13 protein-coding genes are annotated in these 16,891 nt (G+C 62.3%); 9 read left to right on the forward strand and 4 right to left on the reverse strand.

Going from position 1 to position 16,891, the window contains the following annotated elements; genetic code table 11:
- Positions 1 to 136: 136 nt before the first annotated feature.
- The gene (locus tag BW940_RS06565) at positions 137 to 688 is read left to right on the forward strand and encodes a cupredoxin domain-containing protein (RefSeq protein WP_076608395.1); all 552 of its coding nucleotides are present in this window, start codon (positions 137 to 139) and stop codon (positions 686 to 688) included.
- Between the two features lie 63 nt (positions 689 to 751).
- Positions 752 to 2,620 carry a Glu-tRNA(Gln) amidotransferase subunit GatE gene (gene gatE, locus BW940_RS06570; protein WP_076608396.1) on the forward strand — a complete coding sequence of 623 codons (1,869 nt, stop codon included), beginning with the start codon at positions 752 to 754 and terminating at the stop codon, positions 2,618 to 2,620.
- A 118-nt stretch (positions 2,621 to 2,738) separates the two neighbouring features.
- On the opposite strand, the gene BW940_RS06575 is transcribed toward gatE, so the two are convergent.
- Positions 2,739 to 3,221, reverse strand: coding sequence for an Lrp/AsnC family transcriptional regulator (locus BW940_RS06575; protein WP_076608397.1), 483 nt, complete (start codon positions 3,219 to 3,221; stop codon positions 2,739 to 2,741).
- Positions 3,222 to 3,402: 181 nt separating this feature from the next.
- On the opposite strand from BW940_RS06575, the gene BW940_RS06580 reads away from it, so the two are divergent.
- A complete protein-coding gene (locus BW940_RS06580) occupies positions 3,403 to 4,458 on the forward strand; it encodes a DMT family transporter (RefSeq protein WP_173834853.1) in 1,056 nt (351 codons plus the stop codon).
- A 105-nt stretch (positions 4,459 to 4,563) separates the two neighbouring features.
- Positions 4,564 to 5,220 (forward strand): HTH domain-containing protein, encoded by a 657-nt coding sequence (locus tag BW940_RS06585; protein ID WP_076608398.1) that lies wholly within the window; start codon positions 4,564 to 4,566, stop codon positions 5,218 to 5,220.
- A 53-nt stretch (positions 5,221 to 5,273) separates the two neighbouring features.
- Here the strand turns inward: BW940_RS06585 and BW940_RS06590 are convergent, their stop codons facing one another.
- Together BW940_RS06590 and BW940_RS06595 are read right to left on the reverse strand one after the other, a co-directional pair.
- Positions 5,274 to 6,281, reverse strand: coding sequence for a hypothetical protein (locus tag BW940_RS06590; RefSeq protein WP_076608399.1), 1,008 nt, complete (start codon positions 6,279 to 6,281; stop codon positions 5,274 to 5,276).
- A 104-nt stretch (positions 6,282 to 6,385) separates the two neighbouring features.
- Positions 6,386 to 7,159 carry an RNA methyltransferase gene (locus BW940_RS06595; RefSeq protein ID WP_076608400.1) on the reverse strand — a complete coding sequence of 258 codons (774 nt, stop codon included), beginning with the start codon at positions 7,157 to 7,159 and terminating at the stop codon, positions 6,386 to 6,388.
- 1,093 nt (positions 7,160 to 8,252) lie between these two features.
- Between BW940_RS06595 and BW940_RS06600 the strand changes: the two genes are divergently transcribed.
- The 4 genes from BW940_RS06600 (at position 8,253) to BW940_RS06615 (ending at position 12,968) form a co-directional block, all read left to right on the forward strand.
- On the forward strand, positions 8,253 to 9,491 hold the full coding sequence (locus tag BW940_RS06600) for a Cdc6/Cdc18 family protein (RefSeq protein WP_076608401.1): 1,239 nt from the start codon (positions 8,253 to 8,255) through the stop codon (positions 9,489 to 9,491).
- 99 nt (positions 9,492 to 9,590) lie between these two features.
- A complete protein-coding gene (locus BW940_RS06605; RefSeq protein ID WP_076608402.1) occupies positions 9,591 to 10,772 on the forward strand; it encodes a class I adenylate-forming enzyme family protein in 1,182 nt (393 codons plus the stop codon).
- Positions 10,773 to 10,847: 75 nt separating this feature from the next.
- The gene (folP, locus tag BW940_RS06610) at positions 10,848 to 12,041 is read left to right on the forward strand and encodes a dihydropteroate synthase (protein ID WP_076608403.1); all 1,194 of its coding nucleotides are present in this window, start codon (positions 10,848 to 10,850) and stop codon (positions 12,039 to 12,041) included.
- Positions 12,042 to 12,269: 228 nt separating this feature from the next.
- Positions 12,270 to 12,968, forward strand: coding sequence for a 6-hydroxymethylpterin diphosphokinase MptE-like protein (locus BW940_RS06615; protein ID WP_076608404.1), 699 nt, complete (start codon positions 12,270 to 12,272; stop codon positions 12,966 to 12,968).
- Between the two features lie 593 nt (positions 12,969 to 13,561).
- On the opposite strand, the gene BW940_RS06625 is transcribed toward BW940_RS06615, so the two are convergent.
- Entirely contained in the window at positions 13,562 to 14,731 is a 1,170-nt protein-coding gene (locus tag BW940_RS06625; protein WP_076608406.1) for a tubulin/FtsZ family protein, read from the reverse strand.
- Positions 14,732 to 15,071: 340 nt separating this feature from the next.
- Here BW940_RS06625 and BW940_RS06630 point away from each other — a divergent pair, with 340 nt between their 5' ends.
- A complete protein-coding gene (locus BW940_RS06630; protein WP_076608407.1) occupies positions 15,072 to 16,820 on the forward strand; it encodes an ABC transporter substrate-binding protein in 1,749 nt (582 codons plus the stop codon).
- Positions 16,821 to 16,891: the final 71 nt, after the last annotated feature.

Consider the following 16,891-nt stretch of genomic DNA (forward strand, 5'->3'; position numbering starts at 1 on the left):
GACGATCCGATCGGCAGCGGGTTCGATCCCGCAGTACGGATTCATCGCCGAGCTGCGATCCAGTCCGGTAAATAGCACTCTACCGCGAGAAACGGGAGTGTAGGTTTTTCTCCACCGAGCCGGTCTCGAAGGTCGCATGAGCGAGCTCGAACTAACACGGCGAACGGCGCTCGGCCTCGTCGGAACGACGGCCGCAGCCACCGGCCTGACGACGGCGACGGCGGCGCAGGACACGGAGAGTGACGAACCGACCGACGATGACGGACAGGCCGACGGAGAAACCGACCGGCGACCGATCATCCTCGCCGGTCGAAGCGAATACTGGTACGGCATCGCACCCGAGGAGATCGAAGGCGAGGAGAACCCGACGCTGAGCCTCGAGGCGGGGGAAACGTACGACCTCGTCTGGATCAACGTCGACGGCGCGGAACATGAACTGATCGTCGAGTCCGACGCCGGCGAGGAACTCGCGGTTTCCGACGAGTCTGAGACGGCGGGCGAGACCGTCTCGATGACGTTCGAGGCGAGCGAGGACGCCGCCGAGTACTACTGTGAGTACCATCCCGACGCCATGCGCGGGACGGTCGAACTGAACGGAGGATTCGATCTCTCGTCCCACGGACACGACGAGCACGGGCACGACCACGACGGGAACGGCCAGTCGAACGGCGGGGACGGCGGATACTGACCGTCGGTCGAGCCCGGCGCGGACTGGACGGTTTTTTACCCCTCCGCCTCCGAGTGGCGGCCAATGAGCGAGTACGATTACGACGAGCTCGGACTCGTCGCCGGGCTGGAGATCCACCAGCAACTCAATACGGCGACGAAGCTGTTCTGTCAGTGTCCAACCGAGCGTCGCGAACCCGAGGAGTCGACGCGGCGATTTACGCGCTATCTCCATCCCACACGGAGCGAGCTGGGCGAGATCGACCAGGCCGCCTTAGAGGAGAGCCGCGTCGACCGCGAGTTCGAATACCTCGCGTACGATACGACGTGTCTGGTCGAAGAAGACGACGAGCCGCCGGCCACGCTCGATGACGAAGCCCTCGAGACGACCCTCGAGGTCGCCCAGCTGATGGACATGAATCCGGTCGATCAGGCCCACGTCATGCGCAAGATCGTCGTCGACGGCTCGAACACGACGGGCTTCCAGCGCTCGTCACTGATCGCCACCGGCGGCGCAATCGAGACCAGCGAGGGGGCGGTGGGAATCGAAGACCTCCTGCTCGAGGAAGAAAGCGCCCAGCGCGTCGAGGAAACCGACGACGGCGTGCGCTTCGGCCTCGATCGACTGGGCATCCCGCTCGTCGAAATCGGTACGAAGCCGGATATTTCGACGCCCGAACAGGCCCTCGAGGCCGCCGAACGGATCGGCATGCTGCTTCGCTCGACCGGGAAGGTCAAACGCGGCCTGGGGACGATCCGCCAGGACGTCAACGTCTCCATCGCCGACGGCGCGCGCGTCGAGATCAAGGGCGTCCAGAGCCTCGATGATATTGACGACATCGTGCGCAACGAGGCCGCCCGGCAGGTCGAACTCGTCGAGATTCGGGACGAACTCGAGGCCCGCGAGGCGTCCGTCGGCGAGACACAAGACGTTACCGACGTCTTCGAGGGCACTGACAGCGGCGTTATCGGTGGTGCACTGAGTTCAGGTGGCTCCGTGATGGCCGTCCCACTGTACGGCTTCGACGGGCTGGTGGGACGCGAGATCGCTCCCGACCGCCGCCTCGGCACCGAGTTCTCCGACCACGCCAAACGCCACGGGGCAGGCGGGATCTTCCACACGGACGAACTGCCGGCTTACGGCGTCACCGAGGACGAAGTCGCGGCCCTGCGGGCGGCCGTCGGAGCCGGTTCCGAAGACGCCGTGGCGATCGTCGCCGCCGAAACGGATGTCGCCGAGGCGTCGATCGACGCCGTCGCTGAACGCGCTGCCAGTGCACTCGAGGGCGTCCCCGAGGAGACCCGCGACGCCCTCGAGGACGGCGCGACACGCTATCTCCGCCCGCTGCCCGGCGCGGCACGGATGTACCCCGAGACGGACGTTCCGCCCGTCGAACCGGACCCGAGCGAGGTGCCCGAGCCGGAGCTGCTGACCGCAAAAGTCGAGCGCTACCAAGCGGAGTTCGACCTCAGCGCGGGGCTTGCTGAACAGGTCGCCTACGGCACACACATGCCGCTGTTCGAGTCCGTCGTCGCCGACGGGATCGACCCGACGCTGGCCGCGACGACGCTCGAGTCGACACTGACCGAACTCCGGCGTGACGACGTGCCCGTCGAGAACCTCATCGAGACGCACATCGAGGCCGTCCTCGAGATGGTCGAAGACGGCGACCTGCCGAACGAGGGCGTCACGGATCTGCTCGAGGCGCTGGCCGAGCAGCCGGATCGAACGGCCGAGGAGGCAGCCGAAGACGCCGGTCTCGGCGGCGCGGACGAGGACGAGGTCCGCGAGGCCATCGCCGAAGTCGTCGAGCGGAACGGAGCACAAGTCCAAGAAGAAGGCATGCAGGCGTTTTCGGGCCTCATGGGCGAGTGCATGGGCGCGCTGCGTGGCAAGGCTGACGGCGACCTCGTGAGCCAGTTGCTGCGCGAGGAGATCCAGAAGCGAGCCTAACGCAGGCGACTGACCCCTATGAGCCTTTTTACGAAACCTTCAGTATGAATACGCGTGGACAGTCTATGCAAACCGCTCGCAGTTGTGGCACACACGTTCCTCGCGAACACTCACAGCCCTATTCGTCGACCAGTTCCTCGAGTAACGTCTCGAGGTTATAACTCTGTAACGCGTCGCGTTCTTCGATCGCCGAGATGACGAACGTGGAGTCGGTTCGGTCGACGCCCTCGAGTTGCTCGAACGCGGCGATCAGGCGCTCGACCATCTCACTGCTGCTCAGGCGGGCGACGACGATGAAATCGGTCTCGCCCATCGTGAAGTAGACGTTCGTGACGCCTTCAACGGTCAGCAGTCGGTCCGAAAACTCCTCGTAGGAGCCCTGGTAGTCGGCATGGATCTCGACGAGGACGGTCACGCCGAGGCCGAGTGCCTCGAGGTCGACGTCGTAGCGGTCGTTCGTGATGATGCCTTCCTCCCGAAGATTGGAGAGTCGGTAGTGGATCGTCGATACCGGAATGCCGGTTGCGTCGTGAAGTCGCTCCGGGCTCCCCGTCTCGAGTTCGGAGATCGCCTTGAGAAGTCGCACGTCGCGTTCGTCCATGAACGAGTGCTCGGGACGGATGAAATAAATGTCCTTCGTCTGATGAACTTGGAGATATCTACAAGTGGCGAGTTCGGTGTGGTGGGCAATTCGGATCAAATCCATATGTGTGGTTCTGAATTCAGCGATAACGGGTTGCTTGTAGAAGGATCTAAATACAACCGTCCGTTTCGAACTGGATATGATTACACTGAGCGCTATTCCATCGGAGTACCGCCAATCGGTGCTCTTTTCGATACTCGCCCTTTGCTGGGGGAGTTCGTTCGTGGCGATCGAAATCGGCCTCGAGCACGTCCCGCCGCTGCTGTTCGCTGGCTCTCGCTATGCGCTAGCGGGTGCGATCGTTCTCGGCTACGCAGCCGTCGTCACTGACCGCGTCCGTCCCACGGGTCGAGCAGAGTGGCTCGTGGTCGTCGTTGCCGGCGTGTTCGTCATCGCGCTCTATCACGGCCTGTTGTACATCGGCGAACTGTACGTCTCGGGTGCTGTCGCCGCAACCGTCGTCAGCACGGCACCGATTCTTACGGTCGCGTTCGCTGGGGTGTTGCTCCCGAACGAACGACTCGGGCTCGTCGGTGTCGTCGGCTTTGTCCTCGGCCTGATCGGCGTAATCCTCGTCGTCCAGCCATCCCCGAAAGCGCTCGGTGGCGATATGGTAATCGGTGCAGCAATCGTCTTCGCCTCCGCCATCGCGTTCGCACTCGGGAGCGTACTCGTGCGACCGATCGAATCTGAGCTGCCGCTCGAGACGCTCCAGGCCTGGGCGATGTTGCTCGGCGCCGGCGTGTTGTTCGTCTGGGCTGGCCTGCGTGGTGAATCGGTGGCCGCGATCGAGCTGACGACGACGGCACTACTCTCGTATGCCTACCTGACGTTCGTCTCCGGCGTCTTCGCGTTCTTGCTCTACTTCGAGTTGCTCGAGGAAAGCGGCGCGACACAGGTCAACCTCGTTGGGTACGCCGAGCCGGCGGTCGCGATCGGTGTGAGCTGGCTCGTGCTCGACTCGGTCGTCGACTCGCTGACGCTCGTCGGTCTGCTGACGATCCTCGTCGGATTCGTTGTCATCAAGCGAAACGCGTTTCGCTCCCTCCTTCGATCCAGACTGGAGCAGACACCGGACGAGCGACGGCTCCCCACGGATAACCAGCCCGAACCGCGAACCGACGGTGGGGTCCCGGTCGAGTCGGAGTCACACGAATCGGCTGACGGTGGTCCGCCGGACGACGCTCGAGCGTAGCACGACCACGCGAGTACTGGCCGCTTCGAAACTCAGAATCCCGTTCGAGTTGTGAAATGGGAACTCGAGAAAGAGTTATTTGTGAGAACGTGGCCGCTGTGAACGATGCCAGAACCGACAACAACAGTCGTGTGTCACGTGCGCGCGCCACTGCTGCTCGAGCCAGTCGACAGGCAGGTGGAAACCCTTCGCGCCTGCGAGTCAGAGGGGGCGATCGACGACCTCTTGTTGCGCAGTTGGCCCAAAGAGATCGCACTGACCGACACCAGCCCCTACCAGGAGGCCCTCGAGAGTTTCGAGCGATTCGAGGCGTGGGCGGACGAGCAGGGGGTGAGCATTCGACCGCCGTTCAAAAAACGGACGTCGACCTCTCAGCTCTCAGGCGAGACCAGAGAGTTACTCGTGATGCCACTCGTGTGTCTCGAAGTCTACGCTGATGATGAACTGGTTGGCGTGTTCCCCCACACCGACGAGGACCTCGAGGAGACATACACGACGGACGAAGTCATCGCCTCGCTCCGGACGGGCGAGATCCCAACACCGCTGAACAGCGCCCGGGAAGCCGACTCGGCGACGACGGCGGACGGCACGCCCGGAAACGACTGCCCTGAGTGTGGGGCATCGGTGGTTGACGGCCAGGGGCTGTTTGCCTGTGCTCGCTGTGGCTGGGTCGGAACGATCACCGAAACGGGTGCATACGTCTCACAGCCGGAACACTCATCGACGCACACATCGACAACGTCGACCGTGCAGACTCGCTGACCGAATCCCCTGACAGCGATCAAACGACGACGGCCATCGGCCTCGAGACCGCGCTACGAGTCGTCGACGAGTCCGCCAGCGTATTCGGCCTCGATTCGGACACTCGCCCCATCGTGATCGACCTCGCGGGCGTCGGCCTGGGTCCCGAACACCTCGAGGCGCTCGAGATCGACGCGGTCGTCGTCGCCATACCGGACGGCGGCAGTCGCCGTCGCACCGTCGTCCGTGATCAAGAGCTGCTGGTGGACGCCGGTCGCACCTTCGACGCCGCCAAACGCGAACTCGAGGGTGCCTGTGAGTTGCTGGTCGCCGAGCGTGTCGACATCGAAGGCGTCCGCCTCGGTGTAGCGGCCGAGAGAGATCCCGCCGGTCTCCCCGGCACGAAGTAGTCGCGCGAACTCGTCGTCGGTTTCGTGTTTCGGCGGTCGCTGCCCAGTGGCCGTCTCGACAGTTCGTTCGACGGCGTCGATCGGATCGAATTCCGGATCGGCCTGGTTCGGGACGGTAAACGCGAAGACGTCGTCCGTGATGCCGACGACTTCGCCGGAGTCGGCATCGGTGTAGACCGCATACGACGTGTCGTCGCGCTCGCGTGCGTATCCAGCATCCTCGAGGGCAGTGCCGATCGCGTCACGGTCGTAACTCCCCACCAACGCGTAGACGCCGTTGGCGTCGACGATTTCCCCCGCATCGGCTGGCGTCTCGTCGATTTCCTGGTAGATACCGAACGTTTTGGTCGCTCCGATCCGTCCAAACAGGACCGCCATGACGACTGGGTTCCCGAGGAGCGGATCGATCAGGTCGTCGCCTGCCGCGGCGTCTTCGGCGTCGACGAGTGATTGCAGTGTCGCGGCGTCGATCGCCCCGTAAGAGTACGTCGACCGGTCTGTTTCTGGAAGGAACGACGCATACGTCGGTACCTCGCCGTCGTCGTCGGCAGGCGAATCGGTCCCGTTACCGCTCGAGCCGTCCCCATCGTCGGACGTCTCCGAACAGCCGGCCAGAAGCGCCATTCCGGCACCGAACAGGCCCAGGGTCTGTCGTCGATTGACGTCGGTCATCCTGTAATCGTGGTTGACACCATCATATGAGACTGTCGGACGAACCGACACCAGTCATCAGCAATCGCGTGTTCGGATCGCAGTGTCGCAGGCACCGTCTGCGGTCACTGTTCGGCTGGCCGTTCCGTCGCCCGACGGAGCAAGCCGAGCAACGTGTTCGCCTCGCCCGTTGTCAGGTCGGCCCGGCCGTAGACGCGTCGAAGCATGCGCATCGTCTTTTCGCGTTTTTCGACGGGATGGTTGAGTTCCTCGAGCAGCGCCGCCCACTGGTCGTAGACGCGATCGATCGTCGGTTCGGGGGCTCGCACGCGCTCTACGTCGGGTAGTTGTGTCTCCTCGTCGGCGAGGGTGAGCGAGCGCAGTTCATAGAGCGTGATGGTCGCGGCCTGTCCGAGGTTGAGAACGGGGTAGTCGGCGGCGGCCGGAATCGAGCAGATCTCGTCGATCTGGGCGAGCTCCTCGTTGGTGAGTCCGATGCGTTCACGGCCGAAGACGATCGCCGTTGGTGCTTCGACGGCGGCCAGTCGGTCCGGAAGTTCGGCGGGTGTCGTGTACGGAAACCGAACGTGGCTGTGGTCGTCTTCGTTGGTCACCGCCGTACAGCCGATTGTGAGATAGGTGTCGACGAGGTGGTCGAAGGATACCTCCGTCGCGTTCGGCAGGATATCCTCTCGAGCGTGTCCGGCAAAGCCGTAGGCGTCACCGTCGGGATCGAGCGCCGGCGGGTCGACGAGCAGGAGGTCTTCGAACCCGAAGTTCTTCATCCCGCGAGCGATCGTCCCGACGTTCCCCGGCGACTGGGCATCGACGACGGCGACCGCCGGCGGCGTCCGTGACCGATCTGTCGATCCGTCGGTGTCGGATGTGTTAGCGGTCATTGATTCTCGATCGGGTCCGACTCGAGAAGGGAACTGTTCGTCTCAGCGCGGTCCGTCCAAAGTCTCGAGCCGAAACGCTCGGTCGACAGACTGGATGTGATGGAGCCCATACCGAGAGGACGAGCTGGCCGGTCAAAAGAGACGTGTTCGCCGAGGACGGGAAGTTGAGGGATGATCCATCGGTGTGGATTCTGTGTGTGGATTCCTGTCTAGTTCACTGTGTGGGCGTCTTTCGTGAGCGAGTGTGATTCTCTGCTGGTTCTTCTACGACCTTCTCTGCTAGTTACTTCTAGTTACTTCTAGTTCTAGATACAATACTAGTACTAGAACTAGGGTACTAGAGTTATACACAAATCTATGGATGGAAATGAAAAACAACCAATTACTAGAGTGATTCTTGAGTTTTATTATTAGGACTTACAGCCCGAGCGGCTGTTGTGACACCCTCACAGCCACTGTTCGGCAAGTACTACGCGTCTATCCGGTAAACTCGAGATGTACCGGCGCCCATATCGATACCGATGGAGGGGACACACACCCCCCTCGCGTTTGTAACGGCCCGAAGGAGGGGGGGTCTCTACGTGGAACACACCATGGTCGCGGATGTAAAATCGGGCCTGTTGGATCTCAATCGACAGAAAATCGGGAATAATCGAACACCCACCCCACCCATTCGGCGTTACAAACGCGAGGGGGGTGTGTCCCCCCTTCAGCAATCGCAAATCCCCTCGAGAAATCGGTGTTCTCTCCTGCGTCGACGAGTTGGACAACAAACGCCATTTCTAGTGACATCTAGTTGACCGTGGTGAGTTCCCGTCTCGTTCCATCTCGTCCGACAGTATCACGTCACTACCGGGCGCTCGCCGGCGATCGTTCCCCGCCGTTACAAACGCGAGGGGGGTGTCGGTGGTTCACATACTCGAGTCGCAGTCGACTCGACCCCCCGGCGTTAGAAACGCGAGACCGCTGTCATGGACCGATCTCGCAGATCGGACGAAGTCTGCGGGTATTGTGGCCTCTTATCGGGTGTTTACATCCGCGATCGATCTCCATAGCTTTATTTCAATCGAGTGGAAAGCCACGGGGTAACGAAATGTCCGCCAACGACGATCGTGATCCACTCTTTCGGTACGACGATCCGGTCTTTGCCGACGAGCGGTTGCTCGAGATCACGCACCTCCCCGGTCCGGACCGGATCGTCGGACGCGATGAGCAAATGCAACGGGTGGCGGACGCCCTGAACCCCGCGATTTTCGGGAGCGAACCTAACCACCTGTTCATCTTCGGTAAGACTGGCACCGGCAAATCACTGATCTCCCGATCGGTCACCCAACGGGTGATCTCGGAAGCCCAACGCGACGACGTCACCGTCAAGTACGCCTTCATCGACTGTGGCGAGCAAAACACCGAGGCGTCGATCGTCAAGACGATCGCCCAGATCGTCAACGATCCCGACGAAAGCGGTGTCACCGTTCCCGACCGCGGCCTCGGCACCGGCGACTACTACAAACGCCTCTGGCAGGCCGTCGATCACTGCACCGACGTTACCATCGTTATCTTAGACGAGATCGACATGCTCGAGGACGACGAAGTGCTCCGAAAGCTCTCCCGTGCCGGCGAGAACCGGCGGATCTCGGACTCGAGTATCGGTATCATCGGCATCTCGAACAAGATCGATTTCCCGGACCATCTCTCCGAACGCGTCAAGTCGAGTCTCTCCCGGGACGAACTCGTGTTCTCGCCGTACGACGCCAATCAACTCGTCGAAATCTTAGAGAAACGACGGGACGCGTTCCACGACGAGGTGCTCTCCGACGACGTCATTCCGCTGACGGCCGCCCTCGCAGCCCAGGAACACGGTGACGCCCGCAAGGCGATCGACATCCTTCGAAATGCCGGTCGCATCGCAAAAAAACAGAACGCGTCACAGGTCACTGCGGACCACGTCCGCGACGCCAAAGAGAAGACCGAAGCCGATCGGTTCAACGAACTGATCGAGGGCTCGCCCCAGCAGGCCAAAGCGATCCTCTACTCGCTGACGCTGCTGACCGAGAACAGCTCGGAAAAGGAGTTCCCGACGAAGATCATCTACAACCAGTACAAGGAGGTCGCTCGTCGGCTCGATTTCGACGTGCTCTCGGAGCGTCGCGTCCAGGAAATCCTTCAGGAGCAGAACTTCCTCAACGTGATCCAGTCCGAACGCGAGGGCCGTGGACGCGGCCGCGGTGCCCACGCCAAACACCGACTGCTCGAGAATCCCTCGATCGTCAGGAAAGTACTCCTGCGCGATTCACGACTGGCCGTCCTCGAAGGGGACACAGATGCCGAGTAACCCAATATTCTAGGGGATATTCACACATTCGTCTATTGACCAGACTGGGATACTGTATTGAGTAAACGTTCAACAGACAAGACTCAAAACTTGCCAGCGATGGCGAATATCATCAAAACGCTGCAGGAAGTCACGATGGAAAATCAGGCAGTGACGGCGATCAGCGGCGACGACTCGCTGACGTTCTCGAAGTTTTGGTCGTTGACGGACGGGTTCGCTGGCGGCCTTCAGGACCGTGATATCACTGCCGGTGATGCCGTCGCAATCCGACTTTCAAATCCGCGAGCGTTTCTCATCGCCTTCTACGGGACGCTTCGAAACGGCTGTGTCCCGGTAACGATGCCGACCGACTACCGCACCGACGACATCATAACCGTACTGAACGAAACCGGCTGTGCGGCGTTTCTCACCGACGAGACGCCGTTTCTGACGATCCTGAACCGGGCCGAGGAAACACGCGTCGCGATCACGGCCGACTGTGATGCACGGATGGGGGTGGCGCTGTCGGCGTTGCTCGACAACGACGGGATGAACAGCGCTGGCTCCCGGACCGGGATCGACATCATGCGACAGTCGGACGGGAATCATGGACTGATCGCGTACGTCGGACACGACGATGGCGCGCCACTCGGAGTGAACTACACACACGCTGCGCTTGCGGCCGCTGCCAGCGCCGGTCAGTCGATCCTCGAGCAAGACGGCGCGCTGTGTCATCTCGGGAGCCTCCCGCTATCGAACCCGCTCGAACTCCTGTACGGCGCAACGGCCACCCTGCTCGACGGCGGAACGTACATGTCGCATCCGAACTGGGATCCCGAGACGGTCCGATCGTTGTGCTATACCGACCGCGTCGACCAAACGTTCGTCTCTCCCTCCCAGTACGAGACGCTTGCGGCACTCGAGGTCGATGCTGACGAGACTGTCGCCGTTCTCGAACCGACGACGGCACTTCAGAAGCGCGAGGGCGCTGTGACGCGTCTCCGTGGTCGTCCGGAGACGGGACTAACGCACGTGCAAACGCCGGCGACCGCCGACACCTCGCCACGCTGGGAGACAGTTCCGATGGTCGAGAGCTGTGTGCTCGAGGACGGTGCTGACAGCGAACTCGCCGTCAGCGGCCCGGCAGTGATGGATGGCTACGTCGGCCGTCCGGCGATGACCGACGAGACCATCGAAACGAGCGATAGCACTCGGTGGATCCGAACTGGTGTTACCAGCGACGAGCCGGCCCTGTTCAAGCCTGGGGACAGGACCGACCTCGCTGGCAGCCTCTCGAGTTGATGTGATCGCCCGGTGAACGCCTGCCCAGTTCTCCGCAATCGCGGTACATTTCAGGCTGCTCTCCGCAGGCAGTGTATGAACAGTGTCGACGCGGCGGGGTTGGGAATCGGCGACGACTACCCACCCCGGATCATGGGTGTGTTGAATATCAGCGAGGAGTCACCCTATGATCCGAGCGTCTACGACGATCCCGGGGAAGCGGCCCAGTACGTCGACGAGGAACTGATCGGCGAGGGTGCCGACATCGTCGATATCGGCCTCGAGTCGGCGAACAAACGCTTCGACGTGCTCTCAGCTGAAGAGGAACTCGAGCGACTCTATCTTGCACTCGAGACGATCGACCGCGTCTCCGGCGAGGCGATTTTCTCGATCGAGACGCGCTATGCGTCGGTGGCCGAGGACGCACTCGAGCAGGGGTTCGACATGGTCAACGACATCGCCGGCTTCGCCGATCCGGAGATGCCAGCGGTCTGTAGAGAACACGACGTCGCCGTCGCGAAGATGGCGAGCCCACCGGACCTCGAGCGCCCGGGTGCAGTCGGAGAAACCGACTGGGCCGCACGAAAGTCGCCGAAGTGGGCGGCCCAGGCCGACTACGTCGACCAGGTCTACGAAGCACTGAAACAGAACGGCATAACTGACAAGACGATTATCGATCCGGCCTTTGGCGGCTGGAGCGAGGCCCAGACGCTCGAAGACGACCGGGAGACGTTCCGTCGACTGCGAGAGTTCCGCGCACTTGGCCAGCCCATGCTGGTTTCGATCAACCGGAAGAACTTCTTGGGCGAGATCGCCGGCCGCGAAACCGACGAGCGACTGCCGGTCAGTCTTGCAGCCACGTCGATGGCCGTCGAACGCGGCGCACACGTGATTCGGACCCACGATGTCGCCGACACCCGTGATGCCGCCCTGATCGGGAAGGCGTTTACCGAGCGCGAGAGCGCGGTCGTCGGCGACGTGTCGGTCTCCCGGCTGGATAGCCACTCGAGTCGCGAACTCCGAGCACACCTCTCGTCGCGCGGGATCGATCCGGCGGTCGCCGACGACTGGTCGACACTGGCGGTCGAAATCGATGGACTCGACGGTACCGATCGGAACCGGTTGCTGTCGATCGCCACTGACGACGACCTCGATGTGTACTGTGTGGCTGCTGACCAACCCCTCCTCGTGGGATCGAGCGCGGCTATTTCAGACGTGTCAGACCGTCTTCGATCGGAAAACGGCGGCTTGGGCGCTCTCGCCGAAGCTCTCGCGGGAATGCTTGAGTAAGAGAAAGCTTATGCCGGATGATTCAAAACATGGAGGTGGACGCCGGGCGGCCTCCCGGGTAGGGGTACTTTGGAGGCGACCCCCGGCCCACAACACGAATTATTGTGGTGCTACATCGACGAGTGACAACTCGAGCACCGGCTCCCCGGCTCGAGACACCGGTCTCTCGCTGTCGGACCACTAACCCGGAGTCCGAACACGGATACGACTCCACGCCCCACCTCGAGTATGGAGTTCGACGAGTGGGAATCCGTCTACGAGGCGATCCTGGACGATTTCGGCTACGACCGGGCCGGCGACGAGCGCGCCCGTGATATTCTGGCGTCGATGATCGATGAGTTCGACCTCGAGTGTCTCTCGAGTGTTCGGGATGCGACGGTTGCGATCGCCGGAGCCGGGCCATCACTCGAGAACGAGTCCGCCCTCGAGCGGGCCCAGGCTGCGGATCTCGTTTTCGCGGCCTCGACGGCGGCCGATACGCTCGCCGAACACGGGGTCGACGTCGACTGTATGGTGACGGATCTGGACAAAAACCCCGAGACGGTTCGGCGGTTGACCCACCAGGGAGTGCCGGTTTCGGTCCACGCCCACGGCGACAATATTCCGGCGATTCGTGCAATCGTTCCCGACTGTGCAGCAGAGTCCGTGCTGGCGACGACACAGGCTGCGCCACGCGGGCCAGTCCGGAATTTCGGCGGGTTTACCGACGGCGACCGGGCAGCGTTCCTCGCGGATCACCTCGGAGCTGCCCAGCTCGCGTTCGTCGGCTGGGATTTCGACGATCCCACGGTCGACCCGGTGAAAGCCCGGAAACTCGCCTGGGCCGAGCGGCTCCTCTACTGGCTCGAGTCACGCCGCGGCGAGCGTTTTGGGCTCTTAGACGGCCGCCGGGGAGCGATCGAGACGCGTGCGCTGCCGCTCGAGTGAGGGTTCCGACGCGTTCTTCGACCGCTCGAGTGCCGTTCGATATTCAGCCGATCCGATAGCTGGCGATCTCCTCACACCCACAGATCGGACAGTTCGTGTCCGTCGCCTCGAGTGTCGTCCCACAGTGGCGACACTCCACGATTCTCGTCTGACCTCCGTCTCGTATGAGGACTGCCGTGAGTGCGGTTCGCAGTCGTGATGGTGTCGATTCCTGTGTTGATCGGTGCTGGCGCTGCATGTCCAACTAGCCGTGCATATCGGGTTTCGTTATTATACGCTTACCACGAATGACATGAGAATTGATAGAACTCGTCCCTGTCGTCGCGGCCCACACCGCCGATAATGGAGTGGTTTACCGGCGTTGACGGTTCTTCCACGCGACGATAGACGGCACGCGACTCGTTACTGGGCGGCGACGACACGCGACGCGTTGCTGGGTGGCGGCGACACGCGACTCGTTGCTGGGTGGCGGCGACACGCGACTCGTTGCTGAGCGTTATGACATTCCGACCGCAATACGAATCCGAACTGCAGCGGGTCGATTGCTAATTCAGCCGCTCGGGCTCTCGAAGAACTGAACGCGTCGCGTGGCGCTAAAAGAGGGCATCGAGTTCGCCGCCCGTATCGACGAGCGACGCGAACTCGTCTCGAGCGTTCGCCTGGACCTGTTCGGTCGTTTCCTGGGCCTCGAGGGCGACCTGCTGAAGCTGGTCGATCCGCGGGACGTCCGTCACACCCGACAGGAGCACGACCGCGCCGACCTCGTCGGTGCCGGTGCGCGGATAATCGCCGCCGCGGATCTCCATGCTTCCCGTCTCGTCCTCGAGCCACTGTCGCCCGCGTTCGACGCCCTTGCGACTCAGTTGGTCCGGCGGGCCGGTGGCAACGACGAGGCCGCGATCGGCGCTGCCGGCGTCACACGGCAGCGTGAGTCGACCGAGCGTCGCCTTGCGGACGAGGCTCGTCAGTCGATTGGTCGCGTGTCCGTCCTCGAGGCCGCCACTGGCGGAACCGGTGAGCGAGTCGAGGAGGCCGCCGGTATCCGTCTCGACGGTCTCGCTCGCGTAGCCGATCGTCGAGACGCCACCGCCCGAGAGCGTGTTGATGATCTCTGAGGAGTCGACAACACTTTCGGCGACGTGGTCGTCGTGGCCGACCTCGCCGGCGGCAAACAGCAGGCCGAACCGTTCGACGATTTCGCGGTTGAGCCGGTCGTAGCCGCTGCCGACGGACTCCCCGGCGCTCCGCCAGGCGTCGTTGTCGAAGACAAGCAGGTTGTCGACTTCGCGGACGAACGTCCGGAACGACCGGGCCGCGTTGAGCGTGTAGATCCCGCCCTCGTCCGTCGCCGGGAGGACGCCGAGCCCGTATACGGGCTGGGTGTAGATCCGTTTGAGGTGTTTCGCGAGGACGGGCGCGCCACCGGAGCCGGTGCCACCACCCATGCCGGCGACGACGAGGAACGCATCGATCTCGTGGGTGGGAATCCGATCGATCGCGTGTTGGATTTCGTCGATGTCCGCTTCGGTGACTTCGGCACCGAGTTCGTTGTCAGCGCCGACACCGTGGCCGTTGACACGCGCTTGTCCGATGAGGACGCGGTTTTTCTGTGGCACGTTCTCGAGTCCCTGCAGATCCGTGGTCGCAGTGTTGACCGCGATCACGCTCTCGACGAAGCCGCCATCGATCGCATCGTCGTACGTCAGGAACTGATCGACTACTTTCCCGCCAGCCTGCCCAAAGCCGATGAGTGCAAGTTTCATAGGTATCTCGTGGCCGTTCTGTGGCCCGGCTACGATCGGTCGACTGCTGGTGACCGATCGGCCGGGATCGGAACGGGAGCCACATGTGATGCGGTACCACGACAGTACATTGTTATGACACTCATATTACTCTCGAAAAGACATTCAGCAAGTCATTACTCTCTTTGAGAGATGAGTGTCACCGTTCGTAACGGTTCCATTCGGCGAACGATTCGGCTGGGCTGTACCGCCTGCCGGTCGCTCGTCCCGTCGCCCTTTGGCGGCCACACTGTGGATCGTCTCGCCAAGATGTCGTTTTGAGAGTAAGTCCTATACGCGGTGGTGGCATATCCGGGGGCACATGGACGACGTCGCTCCATCGACGACTCGCCGAGGGCTGCTTGCTACAGTGGGTGTTGGAGCCAGTGCCCTCGCCGGGTGTTCGGAGCGTCTCTGGTCACAGGCGGAGACCACCGGCCCGGAGCAGGTTTCGCTGACGATCAAGACCGTCCCGGCGGACGACGATCGCCTCGCTGCCACGATCGCGAGCCGACTCCGTGAAAACTATACTGCGGCCGGTATCGACGCGACGCACGAACCGGTCTCCAAAGCGGAACTGTACCGTGATATCCTCCTCGAGGGCGAGTACGACGTTTTCGTCACGAGACACTCCGGGTTCGACGAGTACGACGCCCTGTACGGTCTCCTTCACTCCCAGTTCGTCAGCGAACGGGGGTGGCAAAACCCGTTTCACGTCTCCGATGTAACGATCGACGAGTATCTCGAGACACAGCGGGAAGCCGACGAAACCGACCGTTCGAGCGTGCTTGCCGACCTGATCGGCCATTTGCTGCAGACGACGCCGTACACCGTCGTCGCCTACCCGTACACGGTCAGTGGTGTAACCGAACCACTGCAACTCCCGATACCGCCGCGGTGTCCCCGCGAATACATCGAGGTCATGTCCCATCCGGAGAACGGACCCAGGGACGGGCCACTCGAGGTTGGCGTCTTCGGTGAAGGCCTCACCGAGGAGTTGAACCCACTTACAGTCGACCGAAACCGGATCGACGGCCTGCTGGATCTGGTGTACGATCCACTGGTCCGCCAGATTGGCGACGAGTACGTGCCATGGCTGGCCGAAGACGTCGAGTGGCCCGAGGAGGGACAACGACGGGCCCGTATAACGCTTCGGGAGGGACTCGAGTGGCACGACGGCGAGTCCCTCGATACCGACGACGTGGAGTTTACTCTGGCGTTTCTCGAGGATACGTCGATGGGAAGCGTCGACGGTGGCGTTCCCGCACCCCGATATCGGGGTCGACAGACGCTCCTCGATCGGACGGCCGTGATCGACGATCGGACCATCGATCTCTACGTCTTCGAGGCGAGTCAGACCGCCGCCCGTCGGCTCCTGACGATCCCCCTGTTGCCGGCACATATCTGGACTGAACGGTCGGAAGCCGTCGCTGATCGCCAGACGGAGGCGATAACGGTCGCCAACGAGGACCCGGTCGGCTCTGGTCTGTTTGCCGTTTCCGAGGCCACGACCGCCACCGAGTTCGAACTCGAGTCCTTCGACGCACACGTTCTTCGCGGGACAGCGGATCGTCCCGAACTCCTCGAGGGTTTCTCGCAGTTCGAGGGGATCACGTTTCGGATCGCACCGAACCCGGGTGCGATGGGTGGCCTGCTCATCGACGGCGAGATCGACGTGACGGCGAGTGAACTGCCACCGGAAACGGCACGCGAGATTCGAAACGCCACGGCCACCCGGACGGTCACCGGAACGACTGACGCGTTCTACATGATCGGCTACAACAGCCGTCAGGACGAACTCGGCAACCCAAACTTCCGGCGGCTCTGTTCGCGGCTGATCGACCGCGAGCACGCCGTCAGTGAGTTCTTCGAGGGGTTCGCACAGCCGGCGACCACGCCCAACGCACTTGTCGGCCTCCACGACTGGGATTTCGACGACGAACTCGAGACCAGCCCAGACACTGATCCGCTAGCGTTTCCCGGCACCGATGGGGAGCCAAACACGTCTCGAGTGCAGTCGCTGTTCGCCGATATCGGCTACAGATACGAGGACGAACTCTTACTCGAGTGAGCCGGTGGGTGGGCGAGTGCCGGAAGCGGTGCCAAGACCTGTTTGAAAGAGTTAATGGCGCACAGATCGTA

The organism is Natronorubrum thiooxidans (genome assembly GCF_900156475.1).
GTDB lineage: Archaea > Halobacteriota > Halobacteria > Halobacteriales > Natrialbaceae > Natronorubrum > Natronorubrum thiooxidans.

Bases quoted from the DNA above. Each gene is read 5' to 3' on its own strand.
- BW940_RS06565 (WP_076608395.1), top strand. From the start codon at position 137: ATGAGCGAGCTCGAACTAACACGGCGAACGGCGCTCGGCCTCGTCGGA.
- gatE (WP_076608396.1), top strand. From the start codon at position 752: ATGAGCGAGTACGATTACGACGAGCTCGGACTCGTCGCCGGGCTGGAG.
- BW940_RS06575 (WP_076608397.1), bottom strand. From the start codon at position 3,221: ATGGACGAACGCGACGTGCGACTTCTCAAGGCGATCTCCGAACTCGAG.
- BW940_RS06580 (WP_173834853.1), top strand. From the start codon at position 3,403: ATGATTACACTGAGCGCTATTCCATCGGAGTACCGCCAATCGGTGCTC.
- BW940_RS06585 (WP_076608398.1), top strand. From the start codon at position 4,564: ATGCCAGAACCGACAACAACAGTCGTGTGTCACGTGCGCGCGCCACTG.
- BW940_RS06590 (WP_076608399.1), bottom strand. From the start codon at position 6,281: ATGACCGACGTCAATCGACGACAGACCCTGGGCCTGTTCGGTGCCGGA.
- BW940_RS06595 (WP_076608400.1), bottom strand. From the start codon at position 7,159: ATGACCGCTAACACATCCGACACCGACGGATCGACAGATCGGTCACGG.
- BW940_RS06600 (WP_076608401.1), top strand. From the start codon at position 8,253: ATGTCCGCCAACGACGATCGTGATCCACTCTTTCGGTACGACGATCCG.
- BW940_RS06605 (WP_076608402.1), top strand. From the start codon at position 9,591: ATGGCGAATATCATCAAAACGCTGCAGGAAGTCACGATGGAAAATCAG.
- folP (WP_076608403.1), top strand. From the start codon at position 10,848: ATGAACAGTGTCGACGCGGCGGGGTTGGGAATCGGCGACGACTACCCA.
- BW940_RS06615 (WP_076608404.1), top strand. From the start codon at position 12,270: ATGGAGTTCGACGAGTGGGAATCCGTCTACGAGGCGATCCTGGACGAT.
- BW940_RS06625 (WP_076608406.1), bottom strand. From the start codon at position 14,731: ATGAAACTTGCACTCATCGGCTTTGGGCAGGCTGGCGGGAAAGTAGTC.
- BW940_RS06630 (WP_076608407.1), top strand. From the start codon at position 15,072: ATGGACGACGTCGCTCCATCGACGACTCGCCGAGGGCTGCTTGCTACA.